This is a genomic window from Halorubrum tibetense, from assembly GCF_042661865.1.
In the GTDB taxonomy this organism is placed as follows: Archaea; Halobacteriota; Halobacteria; order Halobacteriales; family Haloferacaceae; genus Halorubrum; species Halorubrum tibetense.
The window spans coordinates 1-1510 of sequence record NZ_JBHSWW010000420.1 but is presented as its reverse complement, the minus strand read 5'-3'; the positions used below and the strand labels follow the sequence as shown (position 1 = coordinate 1510).

General features: G+C 71.3%; 2 protein-coding genes. Both read right to left on the bottom strand.

Going from position 1 to position 1510, the window contains the following annotated elements:
- A partial coding sequence (locus ACFQEU_RS15750; protein WP_379783705.1) for an HD domain-containing protein occupies positions 1 to 963 on the bottom strand: 963 nt, incomplete at its 3' end.
- 150 nt (positions 964 to 1113) lie between these two features.
- A partial coding sequence (locus ACFQEU_RS15745; RefSeq protein WP_379783703.1) for a helix-turn-helix domain-containing protein occupies positions 1114 to 1510 on the bottom strand: 397 nt, incomplete at its 5' end.

Here is a 1510-nt window from a genome sequence, read left to right as displayed (position 1 = left end):
GATCCCGACGCGGTCGGCGATCTCGCGCTCGGCCGCGAGCTCCTCGGCGTGTTCCGCGTCGACGGTGCCGGCGGGGACGTCCCCGAGGCCGACCCAGACCGCGCGCTTGTACAGGTCACGGCGTTCGATCCGCTCGCCGAGCTCGGGAACCACGTCGCGGACCGCAACGAGTAGGTCGTGGTCGGCCAGCCGGCGGAAGGCCTCGACACCGGTGTCGGTGCGGTCGAGATAGCGTTCGCACGCGCGTTCGAGCATCGCGCCCGCGACTCGGGAGACGTGGTGCCGGTAGACGACGGCGTTCATCAGCGACCGGGCCACGAGCAGGCTCTCGGCGGTCGCGACGTTCCCCTCGGCGAGGACGAGCGCCGCGTCGTCGGCCCCTCGCTCTCGCCCGTCGTCGACGAGGCGGAGCTCGTTCACCAGCCGGCCGGTGTCGACGGTGCCGTAGGGGACGCCGGTGTGGTGAGCGTCGCGGACGAGGTAGTCCATCCGGTCCACGTCGAGCTCCCCCGAGACGAGCTGCCCGACACCCCCATCGCCGGCGACCAAGGCCGCGACGCGCTCGGGATCGAGCCCGTGCCGTTCGAGGACCGTACACAGCTCCCGATCGGCGTCGGTCAACAACCACTCCACCTCGTCGTGGTCCTTGCCGGTCCGCCGTCGAATGATCCCCTCGGTCTGGTGGCCGTAGGGGCCGTGACCCACGTCGTGAAGCAGGGCGGCCGCACGGACATGTGCGGCCGTCTCGTCGTCCAGTCCGAGGCCGTCGAGCGCCTGCCGGGCGAGGTGGTAGACGCCGAGGCTGTGCTCGAAGCGCGTGTGGTTCGCCGACGGGTAGACGAGCCGAACGGTCGACAGCTGCTTGATGTGGCGCAGCCGCTGGAACGCCGGTGTGTCGATCAGATCGACCGCGGCCGGACCGAGCCGGACGTGTCCGTGGACGCTGTCCTTGATCGCCGTCATCGACGGATCGCCGCCATTATCGAGGGATCGATCCCGGTAGGATTGGTCGTTTCGACTCGGGTCGTGTGGCCCCTCGGACGGTCGTCTCTCGGCGAACGTCGGCCGTCCGTCCACAACGCGGGCGAGTCACTCCTCCACAACGCGGGCGGGTCACTCGTCCACGAGCGCGACATCGAGGCGCTCTTCGACCGCGCGGACGACGGAGCCGCCGACGTTCGCCGTCGCGGCCCGTCCGTCCTCGATCGCGTGGAGGTCGTCCTCGGCGACGCCGAGCTCGTCGGCCAGCTCCTCGACGGTGAGACCGGCGTCCTGCCGAGCGTCCCTCGCGGCGTCCCCGTAGCCGGAGACCAGGTAGGGGAGCCGGTCGTCCTCGTAGCTCGTCCCTTCCTCCTCCCAGTGGCTCGAGTCCCCGGTTGCGGCGTCGTACACCCGCGCCTGTTTGTTCGCGATCTCCTGTGACCGGTTCCCCGTCCCCTCCGCGGGGTCGGAGCTGTCGCTCGATCCGCCGGCACCGCCCGCGCTCCCGCCGCCGCTTCCCCCGCCACGC